General features: G+C 65.3%; 15 protein-coding genes and 1 pseudogene. 10 read left to right on the top strand and 6 right to left on the bottom strand.

Annotated elements, in window-relative coordinates; translation table 11 throughout:
- The first annotated feature begins 171 nt into the window (after window positions 1-171).
- The 4 genes from AKN84_RS35225 (at window position 172) to AKN84_RS35240 (ending at window position 4,472) form a co-directional block, all read left to right on the top strand.
- Window positions 172-1,947, top strand: coding sequence for a L,D-transpeptidase family protein (locus AKN84_RS35225; RefSeq protein WP_050425045.1), 1,776 nt, complete (start codon window positions 172-174; stop codon window positions 1,945-1,947).
- Window positions 1,948-2,154: 207 nt separating this feature from the next.
- Complete coding sequence (locus AKN84_RS35230) at window positions 2,155-2,724, top strand: glutathione peroxidase (RefSeq protein WP_050425046.1); 570 nt, start codon at window positions 2,155-2,157, stop codon at window positions 2,722-2,724.
- A gap of 172 nt (window positions 2,725-2,896) precedes the next feature.
- Window positions 2,897-3,895: a polysaccharide deacetylase family protein gene (locus tag AKN84_RS35235; protein ID WP_050425047.1), complete on the top strand. Its 999-nt coding sequence runs from the start codon at window positions 2,897-2,899 to the stop codon at window positions 3,893-3,895.
- 19 nt (window positions 3,896-3,914) lie between these two features.
- The gene (locus tag AKN84_RS35240) at window positions 3,915-4,472 is read left to right on the top strand and encodes a dihydrofolate reductase family protein (RefSeq protein ID WP_050425048.1); all 558 of its coding nucleotides are present in this window, start codon (window positions 3,915-3,917) and stop codon (window positions 4,470-4,472) included.
- A gap of 110 nt (window positions 4,473-4,582) precedes the next feature.
- On the opposite strand, the gene AKN84_RS35245 is transcribed toward AKN84_RS35240, so the two are convergent.
- Complete coding sequence (locus tag AKN84_RS35245) at window positions 4,583-5,035, bottom strand: DoxX family protein (RefSeq protein WP_050425049.1); 453 nt, start codon at window positions 5,033-5,035, stop codon at window positions 4,583-4,585.
- A 156-nt stretch (window positions 5,036-5,191) separates the two neighbouring features.
- Window positions 5,192-7,501, bottom strand: a complete 2,310-nt coding sequence (locus AKN84_RS35250; RefSeq protein WP_050425050.1) for an NADP-dependent malic enzyme — start codon at window positions 7,499-7,501, stop codon at window positions 5,192-5,194.
- A 223-nt stretch (window positions 7,502-7,724) separates the two neighbouring features.
- Between AKN84_RS35250 and AKN84_RS35255 the strand changes: the two genes are divergently transcribed.
- A complete protein-coding gene (locus AKN84_RS35255) occupies window positions 7,725-9,719 on the top strand; it encodes a hypothetical protein (RefSeq protein ID WP_050425051.1) in 1,995 nt (664 codons plus the stop codon).
- 304 nt (window positions 9,720-10,023) lie between these two features.
- On the opposite strand, the gene aspS is transcribed toward AKN84_RS35255, so the two are convergent.
- A complete protein-coding gene (gene aspS, locus AKN84_RS35260; protein ID WP_050425052.1) occupies window positions 10,024-11,799 on the bottom strand; it encodes an aspartate--tRNA ligase in 1,776 nt (591 codons plus the stop codon).
- A 197-nt stretch (window positions 11,800-11,996) separates the two neighbouring features.
- Between aspS and AKN84_RS35265 the strand changes: the two genes are divergently transcribed.
- On the top strand, window positions 11,997-13,469 hold the full coding sequence (locus AKN84_RS35265) for a protein adenylyltransferase SelO (RefSeq protein WP_050425053.1): 1,473 nt from the start codon (window positions 11,997-11,999) through the stop codon (window positions 13,467-13,469).
- Between the two features lie 117 nt (window positions 13,470-13,586).
- Here the strand turns inward: AKN84_RS35265 and AKN84_RS35270 are convergent, their stop codons facing one another.
- Entirely contained in the window at window positions 13,587-14,576 is a 990-nt protein-coding gene (locus AKN84_RS35270) for a zinc-dependent alcohol dehydrogenase family protein (RefSeq protein ID WP_050425054.1), read from the bottom strand.
- A gap of 104 nt (window positions 14,577-14,680) precedes the next feature.
- Here AKN84_RS35270 and AKN84_RS35275 point away from each other — a divergent pair.
- The 4 genes and pseudogenes from AKN84_RS35275 (at window position 14,681) to AKN84_RS35290 (ending at window position 18,969) form a co-directional block, all read left to right on the top strand.
- A pseudogene (locus AKN84_RS35275) lies at window positions 14,681-15,579 on the top strand (LysR family transcriptional regulator).
- Window positions 15,580-15,907: 328 nt separating this feature from the next.
- The gene (locus tag AKN84_RS35280; RefSeq protein ID WP_050425055.1) at window positions 15,908-16,300 is read left to right on the top strand and encodes a VOC family protein; all 393 of its coding nucleotides are present in this window, start codon (window positions 15,908-15,910) and stop codon (window positions 16,298-16,300) included.
- Window positions 16,301-16,522: 222 nt separating this feature from the next.
- Window positions 16,523-17,746 carry a chromate efflux transporter gene (gene chrA, locus AKN84_RS35285; RefSeq protein ID WP_202814719.1) on the top strand — a complete coding sequence of 408 codons (1,224 nt, stop codon included), beginning with the start codon at window positions 16,523-16,525 and terminating at the stop codon, window positions 17,744-17,746.
- A 110-nt stretch (window positions 17,747-17,856) separates the two neighbouring features.
- On the top strand, window positions 17,857-18,969 hold the full coding sequence (locus AKN84_RS35290) for an acyltransferase family protein (protein ID WP_128971442.1): 1,113 nt from the start codon (window positions 17,857-17,859) through the stop codon (window positions 18,967-18,969).
- Window positions 18,970-19,019: 50 nt separating this feature from the next.
- On the opposite strand, the gene AKN84_RS35295 is transcribed toward AKN84_RS35290, so the two are convergent.
- Both AKN84_RS35295 and AKN84_RS35300 read right to left on the bottom strand, forming a co-directional pair.
- A complete protein-coding gene (locus AKN84_RS35295; RefSeq protein WP_050425057.1) occupies window positions 19,020-19,835 on the bottom strand; it encodes an ABC transporter ATP-binding protein in 816 nt (271 codons plus the stop codon).
- A gap of 97 nt (window positions 19,836-19,932) precedes the next feature.
- Window positions 19,933-21,258 carry an ABC transporter substrate-binding protein gene (locus tag AKN84_RS35300; protein ID WP_050425058.1) on the bottom strand — a complete coding sequence of 442 codons (1,326 nt, stop codon included), beginning with the start codon at window positions 21,256-21,258 and terminating at the stop codon, window positions 19,933-19,935.
- Between the last annotated feature and the right edge of the window lie 75 nt (window positions 21,259-21,333).

Consider the following 21,333-nt stretch of genomic DNA (forward strand, 5'->3'; position numbering starts at 1 on the left):
GAAGGCGCTGACAGTTCGGTGATCGCGCCCGGCGCTTTAACCTCTTGTGAGGCTTTTTTGTTACTCTTTCGTCGAAAATTCGCCCCTCACGGAAGGGTTAGATCGCTTGCGCTGGTGAACGCGTACCGCGTCTGCGACAACCAACAGATAGTTTGGACTGGGATTCGGAATATGCGCGCGAGCGGTCGTCGGATTTCGATTTTTGATTCTGCGAATGGGCGGTTCTGGCAGTTTGCAATTCTGACGGCAGCCGGCACCGTGGCCGCCTCCTCGCAGGCCGACGCGGCGCTGTTCTACTGGAACCGCGACTCCGCTTATTACGGCGATGTCGAGCCGATGCCGCAGCCGGTTCGGCCGAAGCCGAAGCGCAATCTCGTCAAGAAGACTCCGGCGATCGAGAAGGAGGTCGGCAGCAAGCCGCAGGGTCCCCTGATCATCTCGGTCTCGATCGACCAGCAGCGTGTCAGGATCTACGACGCCAACGGCCTCTATGCCGAGAGCCCGGTGTCTACCGGCATGAAGGGGCACTCGACCCCGATGGGCGTCTTCAGCGTCATCCAGAAGCAGAAGTACCATCAGTCCAACATCTACAGCGGCGCGCCGATGCCGTACATGCAGCGCATCACCTGGTCGGGCATCGCCATGCACGCCGGTGTGCTGCCCGGCTATCCGGCCTCCCACGGTTGCATCCGGATGCCGATGTCGTTTGCGGTCAAGATGTACAACTGGACGCGGATGGGCGCCCGCGTGTTCGTCACCCCGGGCGCGATCTCTCCTGAGAATTTCTCGCATCCGTTGCTGGTGACGCAGAAGATCGCTCCGCAGCAGCCGGTGGCCGACGAGATTCTGAAGATGGATGCGCCGCTCGGCGTGAAGAGCGACAAGGGCGCGGACAAGCCGCAGACCGGACTCGATCTGCGCACCAGCGTCGGCCATGCCGCCGCCGCGTCGCTGCGCGACAACACCCACACCGCCGATGCCAGCGGCGCGCGTGCATCGGTGACGATGTCCGACGCGTCCTCCGCGGCGAGCGATCCCATCGCGGAGAAGCTTGCAACGGACCCGGCGCAGCCGACAAAGCCCGGGATCGCCGCGGCCGACAAGCCGGCCGAGACCAATTCCGCCGGCAACGGCAGCGTCGCCTCCGACGACAAGTCGGCCGGCGACACCACCGGCAGCACCGACACGCCGAAGCCGGAGGTCTCCGCGAACGACCCGGTGAAGGCCGAAGCCAAGGCCGACGAACCGAAGGCGGATGCCGCCAAGCCTGATGTCGCCGAGGCGCCCAAGGTCGACGTGTCGAAGACCGATGCGCCTAAGACCGATGCGCCGATGGCCGATGCGGCCAAGGACGCCGCCAAAGCGGCGGATGGCGTGAAGGCCGTCGACAGGCCCGCCGAAGCAGCAACCGCAGCCGACGCGCCCGACGCCAACAAGGATGTAGCCAAGGATCCGGCACGGTTGCCGGGCATCGCCAAGATCGACGTGTCGAAGCGCGCCGGCCAGATCGCGGTGTTCATCAGCCGCAAGGATTCCAAGCTCTATGTGCGGCAGAACTTTGCGCCGCTGTTCGAGGTGCCGGTGACGATCGCGGCCGGCGACCGGCCGCTCGGCACCCATGTGTTCACCGCGGAAGCCGACAAATCAGATGCCAACCTGCTGCGCTGGTCGGTGGTAACGCTGCCGACCCGCAACGCCGCCCGTATCGACGTCGAGGAGCGCGCCTCGCATCGCCGCAAGGTGGCGGCCGCAGCGCCGGTCGAGGTCAAGCCGCAGCCGGCGACCAACAGCCCGGCCGAAGCGCTCGACCGCATCTCGATTCCCTCTGACGTGATGGCGCGGATCAACGAAGCGTTCGGCACCGGCGGATCGATCATCGTCTCCGACCTCGGCGTCAACCAGGGCGAGACCGGAGAAGGCACCGACTTCATCCTGCCGCTGCGCTGATGCGATCGTAGCCCGGATGGAGCCAACGGGTCGCGCGAACGCGCGCCCGATGGCAGGCTCCGCGAAATCCGGGACAGTCTGTCCGCGGAGAATGAGGACCCGGATTGCGCTGCGCTCCATCCGGGCTACCACCATAACGCCTTCTTGAAAGCTTGGCTCTGCCCGCTGGATTATGATGCGAGCCGCATCTGTTCCGGGGACGAGACCATGATGGACCGCAGGACACTGATCGTGGCGGCCTTCGCCGCGGCCGCAGGCTCCCGTGCGCTGCATGCTGAGCAGCCGCCGATGAGCCGGATCACCGCCTACGCCTTCTCATTCCCTGCACTCGACGGCGGCGACATCCGCCTTGCCGATTATGCCGGCCATCCCCTGATGATCGTGAACACGGCTTCGCTCTGTGGCTTCACGCCGCAATATGCCGGTCTGCAACAATTGTGGACCGAGTTCCACGACCGCGGCTTCGTCATCATCGGCGTGCCCTCCAATGATTTCGGCGGCCAGGAGCCCGGCGGCCCGACCGAGATCGCCGAGACCGCGCAGCATCAATACGGCGTCACCTTCCCGATCGCGGCGAAAACGGTGGTCCGCGGCGCGAACGCGCATCCGTTTTACCGCTGGGCCGCGGAGGCGCGGCCGAAGGACCTGCCGCGCTGGAATTTCCACAAATACCTGATCGGCCGCGACGGCTACATCGCGGATGTCTTCCCTGAGTCGGTCACGCCCGACGACACCCGCATCAAGACCGGGATCGCACGGGCATTGGCGGCGGCCTGAGAAGCCACAATAATCCCCGGAATTAACTGATCCCACGAGGATTTTGGACACGCGGGCGCCACGTTCATTGCCTTGGCGTCGCGACTGCGACTAGGGTACGATCGGATGGGGGCGAAAGCGGTCCGGTCGCGGCGATGCCGCTACCTGGAGCGCGATCAGCAGGGAACACACCATGCGCATTGCGGCAGGTCTGATTTTCGCAGGGACCGTATCGTTGCTCGCGTCGAGCGCAGCTTGGTCGCAAACGTCGCCCGCCAAGGGCGCCACCGCTGCGCCGGCGGCAGCTCCCGCGGCCGCAGCTCCGGCGCCTCCCGCCGCGGCACCGGCGCCCGCCGCAGCCGCTGCTCCCGTCCCGCCGAAGCAACCGCCGCAGCCGGCGCGCGCCGCCTGCACCAATCCGAACGCGCTCGGCGTTGCCCGCACCGTCGAGATCGACACCACAGGCGGTCCGGGCTTCGGCTTCGAGCATTTCAAGCAGCTCGACTTCCTACGCGACCACGAGGTGGTGCTGACCTTCGACGACGGTCCATGGCCGGGCAACACGCCGGCGGTGCTGAAGGCGCTCGCGGACGAATGCACCACGGGCATCTTCTTCCCGATCGGCAAGCACGCCACCTATCACCCTGAGATCCTGCGTCAGGTCTATGCGGCCGGCCACACCGTCGGCTCGCACACCTGGTCGCACGAGAACCTGAACAACAAGAAGCTGACCGAGGACCAGAAGAAGGACGAGATCGAGCGCGGCCTGGCCGCGGTCAAGTGGGCGCTCGAGACCTCCCCCTCGCCGTTCTTCCGCTTCCCGGCGCTGCAGCATCCGCCCGAGATGGTCACCTATCTCGGCAACCGCAACATCGCGATCTTCTCCTGCGACCTCGACTCCTTCGACTTCAAGTCGAAGAACTCGCAGCAGGTGATCGACACCGTGATGAAGAAGCTCGCCAAGCTCGGCAAGGGCATCATCCTGATGCACGACTTCCAGAAGCACACCGCGGAAGCCCTGCCGACGCTGCTGACGCAGCTCAAGGCCGGCGGCTACAAGGTCGTGGCGATGCGCGCCAAATTCCCGGCGACCGTGCTGCCGCAATACGAGCAGGAGCTCGCCAAGGACGTCAAGCTGCCGACCGTGAGCTCGCGGCCGGTCAACAGCGTCGTCACCACGGTCGATCAGTAAGCGCGCCGGCCAAGTCCCGGTGTCTGGATTGCGTATCGAGGGTTTCGTCATCGTCTCCGCCGATGGCCGGTTGGCGAACGCGCGGAACGTCATGCCTGACGATCTCAAGATCGAGGGCGACAAGCGGTTCTTCACCGCTGCCCTCGACCGCGCCGATCTCGTCGTGCACGGCCGCCACTCCCAGGAAGAGCAGCCGAACGCACCGAAGCGGCGCCGCCTGATCCTCACGAGCCAGGTCGCGGCCATCGCGCCTGATCCAGCCAATCCGAAAGCGCTGCTGTGGAATCCGGCCGGCTGCCCGTTCGAGACAGCGCGCCGCGAGGCCGGCGTGACCTCGGGCATGGTCGCGATCATCGGCGGTCCCGGTGTGTTCGGGATGTTCATGGAGCGCTACGACACGTTCTGGCTCTCGGTCGCGCCGAAGGTGCGCATCCCCGACGGCGAGCCGTGCTTTCCCGGCGTCCCTGCCCGCACCCCGCAGCAGGTGCTGTCAGCGCACGGCCTTCACGCCGGCCAGCCGCAACTGATCGACGCGGAGCACGACGTTAGCGTCACGCCGTGGCGGCGGACGGGTTGACGATTGATCGAAGTCAGTAGGATGGGTAGAGCGAAGCGAAACCCATCGACTATACCCGCGGCGCCGATGATGGGTTTCGCTACGCTCTACCCATCCTACGCCGCTGTGCTCTACACATCCCCATACGCTGGGTCGTCGCGGCGCGGGCCGCGGCCGTAGCCGGCGATGATGAACAGCGCGCCGATCAGCGACAGGTTCTTCAGCGCGTCGATCAGGGTCCTGAGATTGTCGGGCGCCGGCTGGTTCCAGAAATCATGGAAGTAGAAGGTGACGACGCACACATAGATGATCAAAAGGAGCGCGAAGAACCGCGCCAGCACATTCACCGCGATCATCAGCCCGGCGAGTATCTCGAAGCCACCGACCACAATCGCCAGCAGCTGCATGAACGGCATGCCGACGACGGTTTCGATCTGCTGGGTATACGGTGCGGCGATGGCCGGGATCGTCAGCTTCGCTGCGATCACATCCGCGGTGGCCTGGATGCCGAACAACTTGCTCGCTCCCGAATAGAGGAACAGCACGGCAAACAGAATCCGTCCGAAGGTGATGAACGCTGGCATGGGTCGGCCTCACTGGATGGTAGAAATCGGACGAAGCAGGCGCAGCGATTATGGTCGCTCCGCCTGCTTCGATCAAATCGAATCCATCTGGGCTCGCGTACGATGCGGAAAACCGCGCTGCGGTTCTCCGAACATAACGTGCTCAAACAACGCCCGTCAGCCGAACAGCGTCGGCTGCGCGCGGCCGGCGCGCTCCTGGGCCTCGACTGCGGCGACGGCGGTCATGTTGAGGATACCGCGCGCCGTCACGCCGGGGGTGAGGATGTGCGCCGGGCGCGCCGGACCGATCAGGATCGGCCCGACCGGCAACGCGTTGGCCAGCGATTTGATCATCTGATAGGCGATGTTGGCGGCATCGAGGGTCGGCATGATCAGGATGTTGGCCTCGCCTTCCAGCCGCGATTGCGGCAGCACCATGCGCCGCGCCGCGGCCGACAGCGCGGTGTCGCCCTGCATTTCGCCGTCGGCCTCGATCTCCGGATGCTTGTCCTTCAGGAGCTGGGTGGCCCGCCGCATCTTGCGCGAGGAGTCCGTATCATAGCTGCCGAAGTCGGAATGTGACACGAACGCGACCTTCGGCTTGAAGGCGAAGCGCTGGACGTGGATCGCCGCGAGCGAGGCCACTTCCGCCAATTCCTCCGCGCTCGGATTCGGCCGCACCTGGGTGTCGGCGATGAAATGGGCGCCGGTCGAGGTGATCATCAGCGCCAGCGCGGCGTAGTCGCTGACCCCCGGCAGGAAGCCGATGATCTCGCGGACATGGCGCAGATGGCTCATGTAGCGGCCCTCGACCCCGCACAGCATCGCGTCGGCCTCGCCGCGCGACACCGCCAGCGCCGCGATCACGGTGTTGTTGGTGCGGACCACGGTCCGCGCCGCCTCCGGCGTCACCCCGCGGCGGCCGGCGACGTCGATATAGGACTGCACATAGGAGCGGTAGCGCGGATCGTCCTCGGGATTGACCAGGTCGAAATCGCGGCCGGCCTTGATCGACAGGCCGAAGCGCTTGATGCGGGTCTCGACCACCGACGGACGGCCGACCAGGATCGGCCGCGCCAGCTTCTCCTCCAGCACCACCTGGGTGGCACGCAGCACCCGCTCATCCTCGCCTTCGGCGTAGATCACGCGCACCGGCTGGGTCTTCGCCTTGGCGAACACCGGCTTCATGGTGAGGCCGGAGCGGAACGCGAAACGTTCAAGGCTCGCCGCGTATTCGTCGAAATTGGTGATCGGCCGGGTCGCGACGCCGGACTCGATCGCGGCCCTGGCCACGGCCGGCGCGATGCGCAGGATCAGGCGCGGATCGAACGGGCTCGGGATCAGCGAGCCCGGGCCGAAGCCCTGAGTCTCGCCGGTCTCGAACCCATGGGCCACCGCATCCGACGGCGGATCGCGCGCGAGCTGCGCGATCGCGTCCACTGCGGCGTGCTTCATCGCCTCGTTGATCGCGGTGGCGCCGACATCGAGCGCGCCGCGGAAGATGAACGGGAAGCACAGCACGTTGTTGACCTGGTTCGGGAAGTCCGACCGTCCGGTGCAGATCATCGCATCGGGACGCGCCAGCCGCGCCTCGTCCGGCATGATCTCGGGCACCGGGTTGGCAAGCGCCATCACCAGCGGCTTGTCCCCCATCTGCTTGACCATCTCGGGCTTGAGCACGCCCGGCGCCGACAGTCCGATGAAGATGTCCGCGCCCGGAATGACGTCGGCCAGCACGCGTGCGTCGGTCTTCTGGGTATAGACCGCCTTCCAGCGATCCATCGTGGTGTTGCGGCCGTCATAAACCACACCGTCGATGTCGCAGACCCAGATGTTCTTGCGCTGCGCGCCCATCGACACCAGCAGATTGAGGGTCGCGATTGCGGCGGCGCCGGCGCCGGAGCAGACGATCTTCACATCGCTCAGTTGCTTGCCGTTGAGCAGCAGCCCGTTGACGATCGCGGCGGCGACGATGATGGCGGTGCCATGCTGGTCGTCGTGGAACACCGGGATCTTCATGCGCTCCTTGAGCTGGCCCTCGATCTCGAAGCACTCCGGTCCGCGGATGTCTTCCAGATTGATGCCGCCGAAGGTCGGCTCCAGCGCCGCGACGGTCTCGACCACGCGCTCGATCGTGTCGGCCTTGATCTCGATGTCGAACACGTCGATGCCGGCGAACTTCTTGAACAGCACCGCCTTGCCTTCCATGACGGGCTTGGAGGCCAGCGGGCCGATATTGCCGAGGCCGAGCACCGCAGTGCCGTTCGAGACCACCGCGACGAGATTGGCGCGGGCCGTCAGCGTCGCCGCCTCGGCCGGGTTCTTGGCGATCTCGGTGCAGGCCGCGGCGACACCCGGCGAATAGGCCAGCGCCAGGTCGCGCTGGTTTGCGAGCGGCTTGATGGCCTGGATCTCGAGCTTGCCCGGGCGCGGCAGCCGGTGATAGGCGAGCGCGGCGTTATGGAGTTCTTCAGACGATGACGACATACGTGCTCCCCGCGTTTCCAGCCCAAATTTCTTGTTTCTGTGCTAATCCAGGCAAAAGTCAGTTGTCCGGCAAATCGAGCTGGATGTGAAGCATGTCCGGCCGCTTGGATGCAACATCCGATAATACCCCCGTCAACAGGCCTGGACGGCCCAGTTCACCGATGCTGCACCGTTCGGCCGCAGCTTGGCAATTTTTTTCCCTTGATGATCCGGAGTTGACCGAATGAAGAAAATTCTGCTCGGCCTGATCGCGGTCGTCGTGATTGCGATCGGCGGCTTCTTCGGCTTCGACCTCTATACCCAGCGGCGGATCACGAGCGCCGTGGAGGCCGTATTCGACCAGGTCCGCGCCGAAGGCGGCACGGCGAGCCATGGCCGGATTTCATTCGACCTGATGCAGCGCACCCTGACCATGGGGGATATCGCCGTCGAAACCGGCACGCAGCCGCCGTTCAGGCTGAAGGCGGCGACCGTGATGGCCTACGGCGTCGACCGATCCGACACCTCGCGCTTTTCCGCCGCGAGCCTTGAGGCCCGCGACGTCGAGGTCGATGCCACGATGGGCGACAAACAGGCCGTCACGCTCAACTACAAGGTGCCGCAGGTCACGGTGAAGGATTTCACCGGCCCGACCGGTGTTCGTCAACTTCGGAAGTCGGCATCGCTGTTCGATCTCTACGGGTTCGGCCTCACCTATCTGGCCGGCGTCAGCGCCTCGTCGATCACGGCCCCCAGCCTGACCGGAACGGTCAAGACCGTCGCGTCCGGTGCCGACAGCATGAGCGGCGAATACACTTATTCGAACGTTGTGCTCGACAACATCAAGGACGGGAAGATCGCTTCCAGCAAGACCGACGGCGCCGTCTTCACATTCAACTCCCAACCCAGGGGCAAGCCACTCAAGACAACCGGCGAGCTCTCGAATATTGTCGCGACCGATATCGACGTCGACGCGATGGCGGCGATATTCGATCCCGCCAAGGCCAATGACGACCACGAGTACCGAGTTCAGGGACATGTTTCGGCCGGTCCCTACGTCATCAACGCCACGCCCGGCCTGAATATGCGGATCGACGGCGTGACGATCGATGACGTCAGGATCAACCCGTCACGGATGCGGCTGCCGTCGTTGATGGCAATGATCCCGCCGCCGGGGAGTCCGCCGCCATCTCCGGCTCAGGCGCGCGAACTGCTGGATAACATCGCCGGCCTCTACTCGGGCTTCAGCATAGGAAATGCTGAGATGCACGGGCTCTCGATGGAGGCGCCACAGGCACCGCAGACGCAGCTAAAGCTCTCTTCAATGCGATTCAACTTCGAACGCGGCAAGATCGGTGAGCTCGCGGTCGAGGGAATTGACGCCCATGCGCCGAACGGCCCCTTCAAGGTCGGACGCTTCGCGCTGAAGGCGCTCGATGTCGCGAGCTTCCTGCGGCTGTCGTCGCAGTTCGCAGGCCAGAAGCCGTCGGCCGAACAGACGCTGGCGCTGTTTCCCCTGATCGAGGGCGTCGAGATCAAGGGTGTCACGGCGCCCTACAAGGCCACCGGCAAGCCGGTCAACATCGACGTCCTCAGCCTCGATTGGGGTCAGTTCGTCGGAACGATCCCGAGCAAACTGCGGCTGGTCGCCAAGATGGCTGCACCGTTGGATGCAGCGGATCCGCAGCAGCAGGCACTGGTCGCAGCCGGCATCGACCGGATGGCCGTCGATGCCGATCTCGGCGCTGCCTGGACCGAGACGTCACGGTCGTTCGCCCTCGAGCCGGCCAAGCTCGACATGGCGGGCCTGCTCAATGCATCGGCGAAGCTCACGCTCGGCAACGTGCCGCGCGAGGCATTTTCGGTCAGCGCCGCGGAAGCGATGGGCGCAGCCGCGCAGATCGAGGCCGGCACGATCGAGCTTGTGGTCCACGACCTCGGCGTCATCGACCTTGCGGTCGCCCAGTTCGCCCGCACCCAGAACGTCGGCCGCGACGAGGCGCGCAGAGCCATCCTCGACAGCATCAGGGCACAGGGCGACGCGGCCGGCGGAGGCAATCCGAATGCGACAGCCCTCGTCACCGCGATCAGCCAGTTCATCGAGACGCCCGGGCAGACGCTGGTCATCAAGCTGACCCCGCGCGCCAAAGCGCCGGCGCTTCAGCTGATGCAACTGCTCAAGACCGACCCGCAATCGGCTCTGGCGCAATTCAAGATCGAGGCCTCGACGGGGCTGTAAGCTTCCATTCAATCCCGTAGCCCGGATGGAGCGAAGCGCAATCCGGAAACAGTGTCGCCGTTGGAGAGACCGCCCCGGATTTCGCTTCGCTCCATCCGGGCTAAGCGACAGAAGTCGCCCGCTTGCGGCCGCGCTGCCAAATATCGAAAAACAACCCCATGCAAAGGAGCTGGCGGCTGCCGGCGTTCGGCCAGGCAGCTTGACAGGTCGGGCAAATCAGGGATATATTTCTAATATTCCGAAATTGCGCAAGTACCGCGCCTCGCCCCCAAGTAACCGCTTGCGGGGCGAGGTGACGACCCGCCTAGCTCTTCGCCGGCAGGTTGGTGCGGATGTGCAGTTCCTTGAGCTGCTTCGGGGTCGCTTCCGACGGCGCGCCCATCAGCAAATCCATGGCCTGTTGGTTCATCGGGAACAGCGAGATCTCGCGCAGATTGTTGGTGCCGCAGAGCAGCATCACGATGCGGTCGAGGCCGGCCGCCATGCCGCCATGCGGCGGAGCGCCATACTGGAACGCGCGGTACATGCCACCGAAGCGGTCGATGACCTCCTGCTCGCCATAGCCGGCGATCTCGAACGCCTTCACCATCGCTTCCGGCTTGTGGTTGCGGATGCCGCCGGAGGCGATCTCGTAGCCGTTGCAGGCGATGTCGTACTGGAACGCCTTGATCGTCAACGGGTCCTGCGACTTCAGCGCGTCAAGCCCGCCCTGCGGCATCGAGAACGGGTTGTGCGAGAAGTCGACCTTCTTGTTCTCCTCGTCATACTCGTACATCGGGAAGTCGACGATCCAGGCGAGCTCGAACCGATCCTTGTCGATCTGGTTCAGCTCCTCGCCGAGCTTGGTGCGCGCAAGGCCCGCGAACTTCCAGAATTTTTCCGGATCGCCGGCGACGAAGAACGCGGCATCGCCTTCCTTGAGGCCGAGCTGGTCGCGGATCGCAGCCGTCCGCTCCGGACCGATGTTGTTCGCAAGCGGACCTGCGCCCTCGCCGCCCTCGCGCCACATGATGTAGCCGAGGCCGGGCTGGCCCTCCCCCTGCGCCCAGGAGTTCATGCGATCGCAGAACGCGCGGCTGCCGCCGCCGGTGCCGGGGATCGCCCAGACCTGGTTCTTCGGGTCTTCTAGCATCCGCGCGAACACCTTGAAACCGGAGCCGCGGAAGTGCTCGGAGACTTCCTGCATCACGATCTTGTTGCGCAGGTCGGGCTTGTCGGAGCCGTATTTGCGCACGGCTTCGGCAAACGGAATCCGCGGCCAGTTCTTGGTCACCGGCTTGCCCTTGGCAAAGTCCTCGAACACGCCCGTGATCACCGGCTCCATCGCCGCGAACACGTCGTCCTGGGTCACAAAACTCATCTCGACGTCGAGCTGATAGAACTCGCCAGGCAGGCGGTCGGCGCGTGGGTCCTCGTCGCGGAAGCACGGCGCGATCTGGAAGTAGCGGTCGAAGCCCGACATCATCAACAGCTGCTTGTACTGCTGCGGCGCCTGCGGCAGCGCGTAGAACTTGCCGGGGTGGATGCGCGACGGCACGAGGAAGTCGCGCGCGCCTTCCGGCGAGGACGCCGTCAGGATCGGGGTCTGGAATTCGAAGAAGCCCTGCTCCTTCATCCGCTTGCGCATGGAATCGACCACCGCGCCGCGGGTCATGATGTTCTGGTGCAGCTTCTCGCGACGCAGGTCGAGGAAGCGGTACTTCAGCCTGATGTCCTCGGGATATTCCTGCTCGCCGAACACAGGCAGCGGCAACTCGGCCGCCGGGCCAAGCACCTCGATCTCCTTGATGTAGATCTCGACCATGCCGGTCGGCAGTTCGGGATTGTCGGTGCCGGCGGGGCGGCGGCGGACCTTGCCGTCGATCCGCACCACCCATTCCGAACGGAACTTCTCGACCTCGGCGAAGGCCGGCGAATCCGGATCGGCCACGCACTGGGTGATGCCGTAATGGTCGCGCAGATCGACGAACAGCACGCCGCCATGGTCGCGGACCCGGTGGACCCAGCCTGAGAGCCGGACCGTCTGGTCGATATCGCTCTCACGGAGCGCGCCGCATGTGTGTGACCGGTAGCGATGCATTTTCGTTCCAAAAACTGATGTCGGAGGGTCGAATCGCGACAGGGCCAAAATGCCCTGTCCGAAGTTGCGGAGGGTTTACCCGACGAGGCCGGGTGCGGCAACCAATGGAACGCCGCCTTTTCGGGCCAAACCGCAGATTTTCCGCACCGAGGCCGCCAATCGTTTGCCTATTCGGCCCGCGGGCCTATCTTCCCGATATGACCATCCATTTCCCGTTCCAGAACACCTATTCGGCGCTGCCGGCGAACTTTTTCGCCCGCGTCGCGCCGACCCCGGTGGCCGCCCCCCGGCTGATCAAGCTGAACCGGCCGCTCGCGGTCCAGCTCGGGCTGGATCCGGACCTGTTGTCGACGCCGGAAGGCGCCGAAATCCTCGCCGGCAAGCGGCTGCCTGACGGCGCCGACCCGATCGCCATGGCCTATGCCGGCCACCAGTTCGGGCACTTTGTTCCCCAGCTCGGCGACGGCCGCGCCATCCTGCTCGGTGAGGTCATCGACAAGGACGGCGTCCGCCGCGACATCCAGCTCAAGGGATCTGGCCCCACCCCGTTCTCCCGCCGTGGCGACGGCCGCGCTGCGCTCGGCCCGGTGCTGCGCGAATACATCGTCAGCGAGGCGATGTTCGCGCTGGGCATCCCGACCACCCGGTCGCTGGCCGCGGTCGTCACCGGCGAGCCGGTGATGCGCGAGACCGCGCTGCCGGGCGCGGTGCTGACCCGCGTTGCCGCGAGCCACATCCGCGTCGGCACCTTCCAGTTCTTCGCCGCCCGCGGCGACACCGACGGCGTGCGCGCCCTCGCCGACCACGTCATTGCCAGGCACTATCCCGAGCTGAGGGATGCGGCGCAGCCCTATCACGCCCTGCTCGCCGGTGTCGTCGCGCGGCAGGCGTCGCTGGTCGCGCGCTGGCTCCTGGTCGGCTTCATCCACGGCGTGATGAACACCGACAACACCTCGATCTCGGGCGAGACGATCGACTACGGTCCCTGCGCCTTCCTCGACGCCTACAACCCGGCGCAGGTGTTCTCCTCGATCGACGAGATGGGCCGCTACGCCTACGCCAACCAGCCGCGCATCGCGCTGTGGAATCTGACCCGGCTCGCCGAGTGCCTGCTGCCGCTGTTCGACAGCGAGCAGGAGAAGGCGATCGAGCAGGCGCAGACGATCCTCGGCGAATTCCCGGAAAAGTTCACCGCGGCCTATCAGGCCGGGCTGCGCGCCAAGGTCGGCCTGTTCACCGCGCGCGACGGCGACGAGGCGCTGATCCAGGACCTGCTCGACACGATGGCCAAGAACACGGCCGACTTCACCCTGACCTTCCGTCATCTCGGCGACGCCGCGGCCGATAACGCCGCCGACGTCCGCGCGCAGTTCACCGACGCCGCCGCGTTCGACGAATGGGCGGCCCGCTGGCGCACCCGCCTCGCGCTGGAACCGCAGACGCCTGCCGAGCGCAAGGCGGCGATGGGTGCCGTCAATCCGGCGTTCATCCCGCGCAACCACCGCATCGAGGCGGTGATCCAGGCGGCCGTCAACAACGACGATTACGCGCCATTCGAGGAGTTGCTGACGGTGTTGGCAAAGCCGTTCGAGGATCAGCCGCAGTTCGCCGCCTACGCCGACCCGCCGCTGCCCGAGCAGATGGTGACGCAGACGTTCTGCGGGACGTGAGGCACCGGCGTCATTGCGAGGAGTTTCGTAGGATGGGTAGAGCGCAGCGAAACCCATCAATTGTATCCACGTGGCGGGACGATGGGTTTCGCTTCGCTCTACCCATCCTACGATCCCTCACACCGTCACGACGATCTTCCCGAACTGCACGTTCGATTCCAGATACCGGTGCGCTTCGACGATCTCTTCGAACGGAAACGTCCGCGCGATGATCGGCTTCAGCGCGCCGTCCGCCAGCCCGTCGAGGATGAACGCCTTCGCCGCGGCGAGCCGCGCAGGATCCTGGACAATCTCGTGCACGCGGTAGCCGCGCAGGATCAGGCTCTTGCTCAGCACCGTGAACAGCGGAAACGGCGTCGGCTCGGGGCTGAGCCCGCCATACTCGATCAGGATGCCGCCATGCGCCATCGCTGCTGTCAGCGGCGCGAAGACGGGGCCGCCCACGGGATCGAGCACCACGCGGACGCCGTCCGGCCCCGCGATCTGCTCCAGCCTTGATTGCAGGTCCTCCTCCGCGGACGCGATCACATGCGCGGCACCGGCGTCGCGCAGCGCCTGCACCTTGGCTGAGCTGCGCGTGACCGCGATCGGGATCGCGCCGATGCGATTGGCGATCTGGATCGCGGTGAGCCCGACGCTGCTCGATGCTGCCGTGATGACGGCGAACTCCCCCCGGCCAAGCTTCGCAATGTCGATCAGGGCGCCATACGCCGTGAGATATTGCATCCACAGCGCGGCCGCCGTCTCGAACGCAAGCGCCGGCGGATGCCTGACGACCAGCTCGGCCGGGAATGCCGCGAGCTCGGCGTACGCCGGCCATCGCGCCATCGAGATCGGCGGCACGATGCTGACCGCATCCCCTGGCGCGAAATCGACGACGCCATCGCCGATCGCCTCGACAAGGCCGGCGGCTTCGAGGCCGAGGCCGGACGGCAGCGCCGGCGTCTCGATATAGGTCCCGCTGCGCATCAGGGCCTCGGCACGGTTCAGTCCGAGCGCCTTGATCCGGATCCGGACCTCGCCGCGCGCAGGTGGCGCAATCGCAACCTCCTCGATCCGCAGCACCTCGGGACCACCAATTTGATGAAAGCGAACGACACGAGTCATCGGCAACACTCCAAAACAGTTGAATTGAATGGAGCTATGCCAAGGCCAATTCAGCGGATAAATCAGCCCGCAGACTGAACAGTCAAAACTGGGAGTTTCGAATGATGGACCGCCTGACCAGCATGGCCGTGTTTCTCAGGGCAGTCGATCTCGGCTCGTTCGCGGCCGCCGCCGACGCGCTCGAGATGTCGGGCCCGATGGTCGGCAAGCATGTCAGCTTCCTCGAACAGCGGCTCGGCGTCCGCCTGATCCACCGCACCACTCGGCGTCAGAGCCTGACCGAGTTCGGACAGGCCTATTACGAACGCTGCCGCGCAGTGTTGGCCGAGGCGGACGCCGCCGACGCCATCGCGGCCGACGCGTTGTCCGAACCGCGCGGCCGGCTCAAGGTGACCATGCCGGCGCTGCTGGGCCGGCACTGCGTGGCGCCGCTGCTGCTCAAGCTGGCGCAGAAATATCCGGCGCTGGAGCTCGATCTCTCGTTCGGCGATCCGGTCGCGACCTGATGGAAGGCGGCTACGACCTTGCGATCAGGACCGGCGAGCTCGCCGAGCAGGCGAGCGTGATCACGCGGCGCATCGCGCGCCAGCGCATGGTGGTGTGCGGTTCGCGCGCATATCTGAAGGCGCACGGCAAGCCGCGCACGCTCGACGAGCTCGACCAGCACCAGGCGATCGTCTATCGCCGCTTGGGCCGCGCGCGCCCATGGCTGTTCCCGCGCGACGGTGCGCCGCCGCGCGAGGTCTGGCCGGCGGGGCGGCTCAAGCTCGATGATCTCGAAGCGATCGCCGACGCCGCCGCGCGCGGCATGGGGCTGGCGTGGCTGCCCTCCTGGCTGGTACGCGAGCGCCTCGAGCGCGGCGCGCTGGTCCGCGTTCTCGGCACCGAGGGCGAACTGCCCTATGACTGCCATGCGCTGTGGCTGCCGACGCCGCGCCTGCCGCTGAAAGTTCGGCTTGCGGTCGATGCGCTCGCCGCCGCGCTGCCGAAGCTCGTGGCCTAGCGTGCGCGGTTCCCGCGATGCCCGTCGTGAGCGTTAACTCACCCTCCACCATGCCGGGAGGCTCGCGGCGGTAACCATAAGGCTTAACAGCGCGTCAACGCTCCCCCAACAAGTCTAACTGCTTCTGATGGGGGAGAACGGCCCGTGGACGCATTTGCATTCGAATTTATGGGATTGGCGATGATCGCGCTGTGTCTCGTCGTACTGGCGATGCCTGCGGCGCGCCGGCCGTCGAAGAACATGCGCTACGAGTGATGCGCCCGATACGGCGCGGACCCGCATGTGATAGACAGGCGCGCCGTTTCGGCGCCGTCAGGGGAGATCGTTCATGTTGGATCACGTCTCCATCACCGTCTCCAACATACGCGCCGCCGAGCCCTTCTACGACGCGGTGATGGCAGCTCTCGGCGTCACCAAGATGAGCAGCGGTGATACGTGGATCAGCTACGGCGAGCGCTGCGACGCATATCATCCCGACCTGACCTATCTGCTGATACGCCCTGGACCGGTGCCGGAAGCAGCACACGGCCGGCATTGGTGCTTCAAGGCGCAACTCCGGGAGCAGGTCGACGCATTTTGGCAAGCCGGGCTGGCGGCAGGAGGATCGGACGAAGGCGCGCCGGGCCTTCGGCCCGAGTACCATCGACACTACTACGGAGCTTTCCTGCGCGACCCGGACGGCAACCGTATCGAAGCCGTCTGCCATCGGCGCTTCGACTAGAGCCGCGACTTCGCTGCTGTCGTATCAGGCCGCGCCGATCGTGGTCGCCGCCGGCATGGCGGTGCCGACCAGCCCGGCGGCTCGTCGTGGCGCGATCTCGTTTGTCATGCTAGCGCCGTTTGGTCTGGTTCCGGCTGCTCGGTTGGATCGGCTGAGCGGCACGCGCAAGCGTCACCAAATCGCGATATCTTCGTCCGACGCCAATCAGGGAATTGACGACGCGTGAACGACACCGAGGTCCGGCAGCCCAACACACCGCCCTCCATCGCGAGCGCGTCGCATTCGCCGCTGGAGGTACTGCTCATCTTCCTCAAGCTCGGCGTCAGCTGTTTCGGCGGCCCGATTGCCCATATCGGCTATTTCCGCGACGAGTTCGTCATCCGCCGGCGCTGGCTGGACGAGCAGGCCTATGCGGATCTGGTCGCGCTCTGCCAATTCCTGCCCGGCCCCGCCAGCAGCCAGGTCGGCTTTTCGCTCGGCCTGATGCGCGCTGGCTATCTGGGCGCGCTGGCGGCCTGGACCGGGTTCACGCTGCCGTCGGCGATCGCGCTCGTGCTGTTCGCCTTTGGCGCCAGCGGATTGAGCGGCCCGGCCGGCGCAGGGCTGGTGCACGGCCTCAAGCTGGTCGCGGTGGCGATCGTGGCGCAGGCGGTCTGGGGCATGGCGCGCTCGCTCTGCCCCGACCGCGAGCGCGCGTCGATCGCGACGGTGGCGGCGCTCATCATCCTCGCCAGTCCGTCGTCGATCGCGCAGATCGGCGCCATCGTGCTCGGCGCCCTCGCCGGGCTCTGGTTCTGCCGGGCGCAAATGGCCAACGGCGTCACGCAGATCGCCATGCCGGTGTCGCGCCGCGCTGGCGTCGCCGCGCTGATCCTCTTCCTCGCCCTGCTGGTCGGGCTGCCGCTCCTCGCCCGCGCATGGCCCGGCCTCGGCCTGTTCGAGGCGTTCTACCGCTCCGGTGCGCTGGTGTTCGGTGGCGGCCATGTCGTGCTGCCGCTGCTGCGCGAAGCGGTGGTGACGCCGGGCTGGATCGGCGACGATGCGTTCCTCACCGGCTATGGCGCCGCGCAGGCCGTGCCGGGCCCGCTGTTCACCTTCGCCGCCTATCTCGGCGCCATGATCGGCGGCGCGCCGGGCGCGGTCGTTGGCCTCGTCGGCATCTTCGTGCCGGGAATTCTCGTCCTGCTCGCAGCGCTGCCGTTCTGGGATCAATTCCGCAAGCGGCCGGCGACGCAGGCGATGATGCGCGGCGTCAATGCGTCGGTGGTCGGCATCCTCGGTGCCGCGCTCTACAATCCGGTGTGGACCAGCAGCGTGCAGCGTCCGCTCGATTTTGGCATCGCGCTGGCGGGCTTCGTCCTGCTCACGGCCTGGCGGGCACCGCCGCTCGTGGTGGTCGTGCTCAGCGCGGCCGCCGGCGTCGCCACCGGTCTCCTGCAAACGTGAACGGCCAACCGCCGTTTCGCCGGCCGGATTAAGGACGCCTTCACGGCTGGCGGCCAAAATACCGGCATATGCCAAATGTTCCTAAACATGCGGATCCGAGCCGTGTTCCCGTGCTGGACCTGCTGCGGCTCGCCGCGGTCGGGGCCGTGATCCTGTATCATTACGGCTTCTGGGGCACCGCATCGCATGGCGCACAAATGGTGGCGTTGCCGTATCTCGCCCCGGTCGCCCAGTATGGCTTCCTCGGCGTCCCCGTGTTCTTCGCGATCTCCGGCTTCGTCATCGCCTATTCGACGGAAGGCCGCACGCCGGTCGGTTTCGCGATCGCCCGCTTCAGCCGGATCTATCCGACCTTCGTCATCTGCATGACGTTGACCTTCCTTGCGACGCTGCTGCTCGGCCATGCTTGGTTTCAGGTGACGTGCGGACAGTGGCTCGCCAACCTTTTCATCGCAGCGCCGATGCTCGGCCAGCCCTACATGGATGACGCCTACTGGTCGCTGGTGATCGAGGTCGTGTTCTACGCCTGGGTCGCGCTGCTGCTGGCCTGGGGCATCTTCCCGCGGCGGATCGACACCATCATCGTGGCGTGGATCGCGATCACCTTCGCCAACGAACTGACGCTCGATGTTCCCCTGTTCGAGAAGCTGTTCATGGCCGACGACAGCGGCTTCTTTGCCGTCGGGCTCCTGATCTATGAGCACTATCGCGGACGGCGCGACATGAGGCTCTACAGCCTGCTGACGCTGGCGATGGGAACGGCGACGTTCCAGGCCGTCCACAAGCTGGAGCGGCTCGGCGTCCACACCCATGGCAGCTTCGATCCGCGCGTCGTCACCGCGATCTGCATCGTCTCGCTCGGCATCGTGTTCGCCGCCACCCGCATCAAGTCGGTGCCGCTGCCGGACAGCCTGGTCAGGGCCGTGGGTGGCATCACCTACCCGCTCTACCTGCTGCATCTGCAGCTCGGCTACGTGATCCTGCTCCTGATCACGCCAACGCCGGACGCGTTCTCGACTGCGTTTGTCGTGGCATGCATGGTCGCACTGGCGTGGTTCGTCTGGCGTTTCCTCGAAGCTCCCGCGCATTACCTCGTCAGAGAAAAGCTCACGCTGCTGGCCTCACGGTACGGATGGCCCTCGCGCATTCGCGCGGACGAACCGCAGATTGATCCGGGCCATAGCGCCCCGGCGATCGAGGCCGGACGGATCGCCAATCATTGAGTTGCCCGACGGCACAGGTTGCCGAGAAAGCAGGCAAACGCCCTCATCCGCTAAGCCAGCCAACGCTTGCGCCGCTTGTAGTGCTTCACATCGCGATATGATTTTCGCTTATCGCCGGCGACGCCAAGATAGAATTCCTTGACGTCGGCGTTTGCGGCGAGCGCAGGCGCTTCGCCGTCCATCACGACGCGGCCATTTTCGAGGATGTAGCCGTGGCTGGCATATCTGAGCGCCATGTTGGTGTTCTGTTCGGCGAGAAGGAATGAGACGCCTTCCTTGATGTTGAGGCCCCTCACGATTTCGAAGATCTCCTCCACGATCTGCGGCGCGAGGCCCATCGAAGGTTCATCGAGCAGGATCATCTTCGGGCGCGACATCAGCGCGCGGCCGATCACGCACATTTGCTGTTCGCCGCCCGACGTATAACCGGCGGTGGAACCGCGCCGTTCGCGGAGGCGCGGGAAATAGGCGTAGACCCGTTCGAGATCCTGCGCGATGGCTGACTTGCCGTCCCTGCGCGTGAAGGCTCCGGTCAGGATATTCTCCTCGACCGTAAGATGAGCGAAGGCACGACGCCCCTCCATCACCTGAATGCAGCCGCGCCGCACCAGATCATTTGGCGACAAGGACTTCACCTCGACGCCATCGAACAGGATCGAGCCCTTGGTGACCTCGCCGCGCTCCGCGTGCAGCAGATTGGAGACCGCCTTCAGCGTCGTGGTCTTGCCGGCGCCATTGGCGCCGAGAAGCGCAACAATGCCGCCCCGCGGCACCTCCAGCGATACGCCCTTCAACACGAGGATGACGTGATCATAGACAACCTCGATATTGTTGACCGACAGAACCAGCGCCGCTTCCGTCGTCATGGCGACCTTGGCAGTTGACACGCGCGGACCTCCAAATGGTTGCACCTTGCGGGATCCGGGAGCAGGCAAACCTGCATCCCGGATCGCTCATGCATGCTCAGGTTTCCTTCGCGCAGTCGCGCGGCTTGATCTTCTTCTCCGCGGCATACTTCGCGGACACATCCGCGACGAGCGGCTCGATGAGAGATTCGTCGGCCGTGTACCAGTCCGAGATGATTTTCCAACCCTTGCCATCCCACTGCTGGACGCGCCCGTAGCGGGCGCCCTCGTGGTCGGAGCAGGAAATGCTCACCGGCTTCAACATCCCCTCGAAGCCGAGTTCCTTGATACGTGCATCGGTGAGGATGAGGTTCTCAAGCCCCCAACGGACCTGCTCGCCCGTCAGCGGCTTCTTGCCGAATTTTTCCTGCGCCTTGCGGATCGCCTCCACGCCGAGCATGGCATTCGCCAAGCCGCGGTTGTAGAGAACTTCGCCGATCTTGCCAGGCTCGGTTGAACCTTTGCCCTTCGCGTAGATGTATTTCTCCAGGTCGGCATGCACGGGAAACTTGCCGGCGCCATGCTGAAGCATCAGTGACTTGTAGCCGGCGGCTTGATCACCTGCCGGCGTCACATCCGGCTCTGCGCCCGACCACCAAACACCGACCAACTTGTCGCGCGGATAGGCAACAGCCGCTGCTTCCTTGATCGCAGTGCTGTTCATGACGCCCCAGCCCCAGACCAGGACATAGTCCGGCCGCTGCTGGCGGATCGCCAGCCATTGCGACTTCTGCTCGACACCGGGGTGCGTGACCGGGATCGGGGTGAACTCAAAGCCGTACTTCTGCGCCAACACCTGCAGCATCGGGATCGGCTCCTTGCCATAGGGGCTGTCGTGGTACAGCAGCGAAATCTTCCGGCCTTTCAACTTGTCGAACCCGCCGAGTTCCTTGGCGATGTGCTGGATCGCGATATCGGCCGCGGACCAGTAAGTGCCGAGCAACGGGAAGTTGTACGCGAACACCGCACCGTTCTTGGAATCGGCGCGGCCGTAGCCCATCGTGATGATCGGGATCTTGTCGGTCGCGGTCTTTTCGGTCAGTGCGAAGGTGATGCCGGTCGACAGCGGGTTGATAAACGCCGCCCCGGTCGGCCCCTTGCTCTTGAGGCGCTCGTAACACTCGACGCCCTTGTCGGTCGCGTAAGCCGTCTCGCACTCTTCGAACAGAATCTTGACGCCGTTGATGCCGCCGTCACGCTCATTGATCAGGTTATAGTAGTCCACAACGCCGTTCGCGTAGGGGGCGCCGTTCACAGCGTACGGTCCGGTCCGGTAGGACAGAATTGGAACGAACTGCTCGTTTTGCGCTGCGGCCGGTGCGCTGAACGCCGCGCCCGACAGGGCGGCCGCCAGTATCAGTACATTGCGTGCAATACCTGCCATGTTGATAACCTCCTCCTTAAAATCCCGCGGGGTTTTTCCTTCCTCTCGGTTGTCAACGGCCGCCCTCCGCGTTGC

Source organism: Bradyrhizobium tropiciagri (assembly GCF_001189845.1).
GTDB lineage: Bacteria > Pseudomonadota > Alphaproteobacteria > Rhizobiales > Xanthobacteraceae > Bradyrhizobium > Bradyrhizobium tropiciagri.